This is a genomic window from Seleniivibrio sp., from assembly GCF_021209385.1.
Taxonomy (GTDB): Bacteria; Chrysiogenota; Deferribacteres; order Deferribacterales; family Geovibrionaceae; genus Seleniivibrio.
The window spans coordinates 63,433-72,085 of the sequence record NZ_JAJOIL010000016.1 but is presented as its reverse complement, the minus strand read 5'-3'; the positions used below and the strand labels follow the sequence as shown (position 1 = coordinate 72,085).

Sequence of the window (8,653 nt, the reverse complement as noted above, 5' to 3'; positions counted from 1 at the left end):
TTCAACGGATGGAAACCATGAAACATAAAATTAATTTATTTATTTATGAGTGTAGCGTGAGCGAAGGGAGGCTTTTGCCGACCATAGCGTTTGCGAAATTTTTTTAGCTAGCTCTGTGCAGAAACATTTACATAAAATAGTGTAAATGTTTTCCATGGATGGAAGAAATTTCGTAGTAAATAGGTTTCAGGATGAAACCCGCGGAACGATTAAAATCAAATTTATCTGATTTTATGAGTGTAGCGTGAGCGTAATGAGGCTTTGCCGATTGGAGCGTTGCAGAATTTTTCAAGGACTGAAAAATTCTGTGTTTATAATGAAAAAGCCCCCGCACCGCCTTGAGAACCAAGACCGTTTTTAACGGGGGCTTTCTTGAACTGAGGTATTAATCTTCTTACCTCCTGATTTATTTTAACAACCTTGCAAAGCTTCTTCTTTCACACGAGACTTTATAAGCGTCTCCCACTTGTTTGCTTGCGTTTGGTTGATACTTCTAACATAGTATCCGAATGTTTTTCCGCAAGGGGGAAAGTGACATTTTTCTGACAAACGCTCACGCAGGTCGTATTCTGCGAAGCCATGAAGCTATACCAGCCGGAAGATGGTATGTCATTCTGTCGCATACCTCTGCTATCATGACACAGGTTTCCGGTTTCAGGTAATCGACAAGGGAGCCGAATATCTCTTCTGATGAGCTTTCCGTACGCAATATCCACGCGTCCTTTTTAAAACGTACCCCGTCGTGTCTGTTCAGCTCCCCTGTGACGGCGGATTCTGTGGAAAGGTCGTTGTTGAAATCGCAGCTGACTATGAACGTTCTCATGAAGACCCCCTTTTTTAAAATTATACACTTATTGAAAATTTTATTGTCAAATCAGACAAAATAGGTTATAAATAACAATTATACGCTATGGTTATGAAATTCACAGATACACTGGCTGTATTTATGTCTATTTAAGGTGATATATGGCAGACTACAGAAAATACGCATGTGAAATAAGTGGTAAACTCTTCAAAGATATTAATAAAAAAGGTATAAGAAGGGAGAAGCTGGCAAAAGAGCTTAACATATCTGAAAATCAGATAAAGAACTATGCATACGACAGCACAAAATCAGCCACTCTGGAGAATTTCCTGCATGTTCTCATAACGTACCGCTGTGAAACTGTGCTTGATCATCTTGCAAAGGATATGGGCTACAGCATATTCAAACTGCCGGAGACACAGCAGAACGGTTTAAACCTGACCGAATCTGCCGGAGAGGTTCTTTCCTCCGCAGCGGCTGCTGTTGGTGCGGGTCTTAAAGAAGGCGACCGCACGGAGAAGGTGCGTCTCATCAGGAAAGCCATCGAAAAACTTCTGGTGCTTGAAAAAACCATCTGAAACTTGCAAAATCCTTCATAATTTTCCCTTTCCCTTTGGTCTGTTGATGATTATCTTTAGTTTTTGATATATAATTTATTACCGTACACAATCTGATCGGTTACATTAATGGAGGGAAATAGTGAAAAGACTTTTTCCGCTGTACTACAACAAAGTGAGTCCGTGTTACGCCAGAGACCATATCGGCAACCACGGATGTTACGCCAGAAACGACATTCCGAGATTCCTCTTTCTCGCCTCCGAAGGGCGTTTTGAGGAAGCCTTTTATGTTTTAAAAGATACCAACCCGTTCAGTTCAGGCTGCGGACGCTTCTGCGACCACCCCTGCGAAACTGCCTGCAACCGTACCAAGTTTGATCAGCCTGTAGACATCAAGGCGCTTGAGCGTTTTGTTTCCGATTACGGCTATTCTAAAGGACTTGCGCCGAAGATGCTTGCAGGCGACAAGGGTAAAAAGATTGCCGTGATTGGTTCCGGACCTGCGGGGCTGTCTGCTGCATACTTTCTTTCGCGCCACGGATACCGTGTGGATGTTTATGAGAAACAGCCCGTTGCAGGCGGTCTGCTGACACAGGGTATACCGGCTTTCCGTTATCCCCGTGACGTTTTTGACAAGGAACTTGATTTCATCAAGGCTTCCGGCGTGAACATCAAATGCGGCGAGGCAATAGACAAGAACAGATTTCTGAACATCGCCCGTGACTACGATGCAGTGATTGTTGCCACAGGAGCGCATAAACCTGTGGAGATAGGCATTGAAGGCGAGAAGACCATTGGGGTTGAATCGGCTATACCTTTTCTGCGCAAGATAAATTTCGGCAAAGCGGAAGAGCTTAAAATTAAAAAAGGCGAAAAGATAGGCGTCATAGGCGGCGGATATTCCGCCATCGACGTAGCCAGATGCAGTGTGCGTCTTGGTGCCGAGCCGACGGTGGTTTACCGCAGAACCCGCGGCGAGATGACAGCCCATTCCGGCGAAGTTGATGATACGATAAAAGAGGGCGTGGCATATAAATTTCTCCGCCAGCCCCTGCGCATAGAGAAACACGGCGACAAGCTGAAACTGGTTGTTCAGGTGATGAAACTGGGTCCCGTGGACGAAAGCGGACGGGCGAAACCCTTTGCAGTTTCGGGCGCTTACGAGGAACTGATGTTCGACCGTATAGTGCTTGCTGTGGGCGACAGACCCGACCTCTATTTTGTGGGCGAGCGCTTTTCCGTGGATTTTCCGCGCATGGTCTGCCCCGACCTTCAGCATGAAGAAAGCAGTAAGGTCTTCATTACAGGTGACGCCGCCATGGGTTCTGTTGAAAATACGGGCATGGTTGTCCGTGTTGTCGGACTGGCGCAGGACACCGTTCGCTCTGTGCGAGAGTTTCTGGGTGAAAACGTACCGCAGGAGACAAAACGCGAAACCGCCTTTTACAATACGCTTAACACTAAATATTTTGATACCGCAGGACGGCTTATCGAAGAGGAACTGCCCCACGCGGAGCGCGTCGGCAACTTTAAGGAGGTTGTTCAGACCATTGAAGAGGACATGGCGATGCTCATGGCATCCCGCTGTTTCAACTGCGGTATCTGCATCAAATGCGACTGGTGCTATTTCTATTCCGATGGTTCCCTTGTGAAGCTGGATAAGGAATGGGTACCGACCAAAGACGAACATTACTATGAATTTATAGAAGAGAATCTGTGCAGTGCAACTTATAAAAGTGTCGAGGCTTGTCCCCGCTCAGCGCTGACCGTTACGCCGGAGGGTTCCAGACTGGACGATTTCCGCAAGTGTCAGTATATATCCGCCTGCGAGATAACAAAAGGGGAGTGCAAAAATGATTAAGAAAGACGAATATTCGGCCTCCCGAAACCTCAGTGTGAACGATTTCTCCGGCGGCGAACTGGGGCTTCCTAAGGGTGCCTGCGGTCTGCTTGCTGTGGCGGGTGATTTCAAACTCAGCGCACTTCTGAAAGCGGCAAGGTGCCTCCAGTACAGAGGACGCACCGGAGCCGGAGTTACGCTGAAAAGCCTTTACAGAGATACAAATTTCTTCAACTTCCACATCATGTTCCGCAGTGCGGACAAGATTGCCGAGCTGGAGCAGGTGCTTATCACAATGGGTCTGCGAGTCCTCGAAAAAAAGGATATGGTTCAGCGCAAGTATTACTATGAATACGATCTGCCAGTGATAATGCATTACAGCATCATCCCGCCTTCGCCTGAAGAGATGATGTTCCGTGAAAAGATTAAGGACGAAAGCATGTACATCAAGCGGGTTGTTGCTCGCTTCAACCGCCTGTACATCGACGATGCCCGCATCTTTTCAAGCTCAAAATACAACGGCACCTTCCTGACGGCGTTCGAGCTTCAGGACACAATAGACATATACGACCTGCACCAGTATGAGGACAGGTTCTATGACGCATGTCTGATCCACCTTCGCTGGCCTACCAGTCAGGGGCGCGGTCTCTGGTGGGGACCCCAGCCCATATCTCTGGGCGAGGTTGCAGGCGTTCACAACGGTCACCTTTCAAGCGATATGGCAAATGCAAGGGCGCTGGAACAGCTTGAGATAATGCTCACTGTCGGCACCGACTCCGAAGCGATATTCCTTTCGGTGGAGTATCTTCTGAGAAGCGGCTACAGCCTTGAAGAGATAGAGTGGATAATGTGCCGCAAGTTCCCGCAGGAGGTTCGCCTCATGGCACAGGACAAGCAGGATCAGTATAACAAACTGATGGAAGACCCGCTTCTGTTCCGTATGAAGATGAGCGGTCCTGCAACAGCCATAACCCTTGTTGACGACGTTCTCGTGGGCTTCACGGACAGAGACCACCTCCGTTCTTTCTCTGTGGGCGTCAACGACAAGATTGCCCTGCTCGGTTCGGAGCAGAGAGCGGTTATCTCTGCGGCGTACTTCATGCACGAGGAACTTAAAATGTTCGACCCCGAAGCCGGATGCATAGTCGGTTTCAACGTTAAGAACAAAGCGGTTTCCAAACTGGACTATGGGTGGAAGAAAAATGACTGAGATAAAAAAAGACGTTGTCTTCAAAAGACAGATAAAATATACGGAACCCGACTCCCGCGGCATTTTTGCACAGGGGGCTAAATACTGGGTGAAGGTTACGGACGAGATTGAAGAGCCGGGCAGGGGATGTGTACACTGCTCAACCTGCGTCGAGTCCTGCACACACAACCTCACAAATCCATCGTCGCCCAACGGCGTTTTCAGCATGGAAGAGGTCTGCTACGATGCGGACGGAAACCGTGTGCGCGCAGAGGATGCGGACAAGGTTCGGCTTATTGAAAAAATACTCTGGATAAACCCCGATGAGTGCTGCAACTGCAAAAGATGCGTTAAGATGTGTCCCCAAAGGGCAATCAAGGTATACGAAAACCCCGATTATCACGATATCGGTGTTACGCTCACCGGACACGAGGAGATAAACAACATCCTCAGCCGTGCCGCCGGAAAATCCAGCATATCTTCCGCGCACCTAGGACGGGGTAAATCAAAACTTTACACCGACTGGCTCATAGATGCGGCGGAGATACTTTCGCCCACAAGAGACCACATGAACGAATATGCGGGTCAGATGCGGAATATGACGCTGGGCAAACGCCATGCACGCTTTAAATGCGACGTGCCGATAATGGACGTTCACCAGTCATACGGCTCCAACAGCCACGAAGCTGTTCTGGCAAGGATGATGGCGTGCGTTAAACTCGGAAGACCGTTCTTTACTGGTGAAGGTTACATACACCCCGATATGATGCCTGCTGCAAGCCACTGCATTTTGCAGTTCGGCTCCGGCGGTTTCGGTCCCTGGGTTGAACTGGACAAGTTCGCCGGAATATCCATGAAATACGGTCAGGATGCGAAAAAAGGCAAGGGCGGCAGACTGCAGGACAAGAAGAACGACTATGAAATTGCGCTTCTTCGCTGTGTTGAGGCGCTCAGACATCTGAGTTCACCAAACCCTCAGCACTTGCAGTATTCCATTGAAGAACTGCCCATGCGCGTCGAATCCCTCCGCGCCCTGCTCGGTGATGAAAAGCTCATCGGTGCAGACGTTTACGGCACTGCATGGAACTTTCCCGAAATATGCGTCGCCATTGCGAAAGCGGGTTTTGACTACATAACCATAAAAGCGGGCGACGGCTCCACAGGCGCTGCGCACCTTGTTGACCTCCAGAACAGAGGTCTGAATATAATCTATCTCACTCACAAAGCTGACCTCGCACTCCGTCAGGAGGGTCTGCGCGAACACGTCTCCATCATCTCCGAAGGCGGAGTAATGGATTCATTCGGCGCGATGCTGGCTATGCTCGCTGGTGCGGATTTCGTCGGTATGGGTATGCGCACGCTCCACGTTCTGGGCTGTACTCTCTGCCAGCGCTGTCACACAGGTCAGTGCGCATGGGGTATCACATCCAGAAAATACGGACACCGCATTGATCCTGCCACCGCCAGTGACGGCATAGTGCGCATGATAAAGAGCTTCCACGAGGACATGGAGGGCATGGCGGCGGGACTTGGCATGTCGAACCATGCGGATGTTATCGGTGCGCGCCGTTTCCGTTACCACGGAAGCGACCCGCTGTTGTTTGAAACGTTCGGCAGGGGCGAAACACCGAAACAGGTTCCCCATGTGGACGTTAAGGAACGCACCAAAAAGATATTCAAATCCCGCGAGGTTTCATATGCAGAAGATACTGAGAAATTTGAAAAAATTCTGCAAAACATCGACGGTGAAAACCTTAAGATAGACGTAGGTTTCGACCAGATAGAATCAATGCAACTCAATCACCTTATGAAAGAGGCGGCGGACAGAGGCGTTAAAAAGTTCTATCTCGACAACGTTATGGGACAGAGAACCATCGGCACGGGGATCAAATGCGACGAGATAACTGTCAGAGGGCTTGTGGGCAACCACTCGTTTGCCTTTGCCCGCGACGTAAAAATAAACGTCATCCCGAACCACAGCACCATTACAACTGTTCCGGCAAATGCTCAGGTTGGTGTTGCGAACACGTCAAACCCCACTGAAATAAATATAGCGGGTGATGTGAGCGACCTTTTTGCGGCGTATGCGATCAGCGGTACCTTCCGCGTGGCGAAAAGCGGCGGCGTGCGCAACCTGTTGCTTATGAAAGCCGGACTGCCGGATGAATGGAAAAAGACAGACGCCGATAAATACGTCGGTGCTGATAAAAACGTGATACTTAACGAGCTTGTGCGCAGATATCAGAAACGCAAAGCCAGACGCGTTAAAACAACCTGGGGCGACTTCCTGAAAGCGTTCGAGCAGAAGCTCCACAACAGGAAACCCCCTGTTGCCGTTTACGGTCTGGGACACGAAAAGGGAATGGGCGACTATTTCATGGAATACGCGCAGGGCGGCATAGGCGTTGTGCTTAACGTCGTGAACCGCGAAACCCCTATCGGCTATTATGTTTGCAGCGGTATGACAGCAGGTGCGGCGTATATCCGCGGGAATGTTGAAGAGGAGAGACTTGGTGTCGGCGTGCGCAAGATAGACTATCTCACCATGGCGGACACTGAATTTCTGAAAGAACAGATTGACGCTTTCCTTGATACTTTCAGCGGTATAGATATCGATCCTGAATACAACGAGAGCCTGAAAGCGTTTAAGAAACAATATGAGGCTGATGCGAACAGTATTTTCAGCGGATTCTGCAAAATCATTCCGATATCAAGTTTGACTACAGAATCTAACGAATAGTCCGGTTATAAACAGCTTCATCAACATAAAAAAGCCCTTTATCTGTACGCTAAGGGGCTTTTTATTATTTATCAGACTGAGAACCTGTTATCAGTATATCCACCAGTCTTTTTGCGCTCTCCTGCCAGTCGGGGCTGGTGGAAATGCTCGCCACGCCTATCAGCGCCCTCAAAAGGTCTATGGGGTCAAGGTCTTCTCTTATATCCCCTGTTTCAATAGCGCGCCTGACCAGAGACCGTATGGTCTCCCATATCTGTGCATAGGATGCTTCGAATGTCTTTTTAGGATCTTCCGCAAGGGCACTCAATGCCGACGCAATTATCTGTTTTTCCGCTATGTAATCCACAAAAAGGAGCATCCAAGCTCTCAATGCATCCAGAGGTGAAAGCGTGTCAGAGAACTTCTGACCCGCATCGGCAAGTTTCTGAACCGCCGTGTGGTATACGGCTTTCAGCAGTTCCTCGCGGGAAGGAAAATGGCGATAGAGCGTACCTGCGCCCACACCAGCCTGTTTTGCTATATCGTCCAGACTGGCATTCGCTCCGGATTTTCTGAACGCTTCCTTTGCTGCCTCAATTATTTTTTCGCGGTTCTGCTGTGCGTCTGCGCGGGGTTTGCGCCCGACAGACTGCGACTGCTTCTTTTCCATTTAAAAAAATCCTTGAAAACGGAGACAGTCTCCGCTATTTTTTATTAAACGGAGATATCCTCCGTTTAATGATGTGAATTTCATTATAGCAGTGGAGACGAAAGTATGGAACGACAAAAAATTGCGATAATAACAGGCGGTAGCAGAGGCGTGGGCAAACGAGCTGCATTAGAGCTTTCTGCTCGCGGCATAGGAGTGATTCTGACATATAACAGCGGTCAGACGGAAGCGGAAGCGGTTGTTTCGGAGATAATAAACAACGGAAAAAAGGCAGTTGCTTTAAAGTTGGATGTAACACAGGTAAAATCTTTCGGTGATTTCAAAGATCAGGTTCTGCACGTTCTTGAAAAAGAATGGAGACGCAGCAGCTTTGATTATCTGGTCAACAATGCCGGAACAGCCCAGCGAAGCCTTATCAAAGATGTTACGGAAGAACAGTTTGACGAGCTCGTTCAGGTGCATTTCAAAGGAGTTTTCTTTTTAACACGCGAACTTTTGCCGTTTATGGCGGACGAAGGACATATTATTTTTATTTCGTCCGGGCTGACACGTTTTTCACACAACGGAGTTGCAGTGTATGCGGCGGTGAAAGGCGCTGTTGAGGTTCTGACCAGATATATTGCGTTGGAATTTTCCGACAGGAAGATACGCGCAAACTGCATAGCGCCGGGTGCATTGGACACAGATTTCGGTGGCGGGCGCACCGACGGGCAGAGAAAGTCCATAGGTGAAAATACTCTGCTCGGCAGGATAGGTCTGGCAGAGGATATCGGGTCTTTGATAGCGGCTGTGCTTTCCGACGACTGCCGATGGGTCAATGCGCAGAGGATTGAAGCCTCAGGCGGCATAAACGTTTAATAAAAGGAGAAAAAT

The 8,653-nt window shown here is 48.8% G+C and carries 7 protein-coding genes; 5 read left to right on the top strand and 2 right to left on the bottom strand.

Annotated elements, in window-relative coordinates; all coding sequences use genetic code 11:
• Positions 1–553 precede the first annotated feature (553 nt).
• Positions 554–823, bottom strand: a complete 270-nt coding sequence (locus tag LRY47_RS04790) for a hypothetical protein (RefSeq protein WP_295223063.1) — start codon at positions 821–823, stop codon at positions 554–556.
• Between the two features lie 143 nt (positions 824–966).
• On the opposite strand from LRY47_RS04790, the gene LRY47_RS04785 reads away from it, so the two are divergent.
• From LRY47_RS04785 to LRY47_RS04770, 4 genes are all read left to right on the top strand, one after another.
• Positions 967–1,383, top strand: coding sequence for a hypothetical protein (locus LRY47_RS04785; protein WP_295223061.1), 417 nt, complete (start codon positions 967–969; stop codon positions 1,381–1,383).
• A 121-nt stretch (positions 1,384–1,504) separates the two neighbouring features.
• Entirely contained in the window at positions 1,505–3,223 is a 1,719-nt protein-coding gene (locus tag LRY47_RS04780) for an FAD-dependent oxidoreductase (protein ID WP_295223059.1), read from the top strand.
• On the top strand, positions 3,216–4,412 hold the full coding sequence (locus LRY47_RS04775) for a hypothetical protein (protein WP_295223058.1): 1,197 nt from the start codon (positions 3,216–3,218) through the stop codon (positions 4,410–4,412). Before LRY47_RS04780 ends, LRY47_RS04775 begins: the two co-directional genes overlap by 8 nt.
• Complete coding sequence (locus LRY47_RS04770) at positions 4,405–7,131, top strand: glutamate synthase-related protein (RefSeq protein ID WP_295223057.1); 2,727 nt, start codon at positions 4,405–4,407, stop codon at positions 7,129–7,131. The genes LRY47_RS04775 and LRY47_RS04770 overlap by 8 nt, the downstream gene beginning before the upstream one ends.
• Before the next feature lie 64 nt (positions 7,132–7,195).
• On the opposite strand, the gene LRY47_RS04765 is transcribed toward LRY47_RS04770, so the two are convergent.
• Positions 7,196–7,780, bottom strand: a complete 585-nt coding sequence (locus LRY47_RS04765; protein ID WP_295223056.1) for a TetR/AcrR family transcriptional regulator — start codon at positions 7,778–7,780, stop codon at positions 7,196–7,198.
• A gap of 105 nt (positions 7,781–7,885) precedes the next feature.
• Between LRY47_RS04765 and LRY47_RS04760 the strand changes: the two genes are divergently transcribed.
• Positions 7,886–8,638, top strand: coding sequence for an SDR family oxidoreductase (locus LRY47_RS04760; protein ID WP_295223055.1), 753 nt, complete (start codon positions 7,886–7,888; stop codon positions 8,636–8,638).
• Positions 8,639–8,653 lie beyond the last annotated feature (15 nt).

Coding starts and splice junctions, on each gene's coding strand:
- LRY47_RS04790 (WP_295223063.1), bottom strand. CDS start 823: ATGAGAACGTTCATAGTCAGCTGCGATTTCAACAACGACCTTTCCACA.
- LRY47_RS04785 (WP_295223061.1), top strand. CDS start 967: ATGGCAGACTACAGAAAATACGCATGTGAAATAAGTGGTAAACTCTTC.
- LRY47_RS04775 (WP_295223058.1), top strand. CDS start 3,216: ATGATTAAGAAAGACGAATATTCGGCCTCCCGAAACCTCAGTGTGAAC.
- LRY47_RS04770 (WP_295223057.1), top strand. CDS start 4,405: ATGACTGAGATAAAAAAAGACGTTGTCTTCAAAAGACAGATAAAATAT.
- LRY47_RS04765 (WP_295223056.1), bottom strand. CDS start 7,780: ATGGAAAAGAAGCAGTCGCAGTCTGTCGGGCGCAAACCCCGCGCAGAC.
- LRY47_RS04760 (WP_295223055.1), top strand. CDS start 7,886: ATGGAACGACAAAAAATTGCGATAATAACAGGCGGTAGCAGAGGCGTG.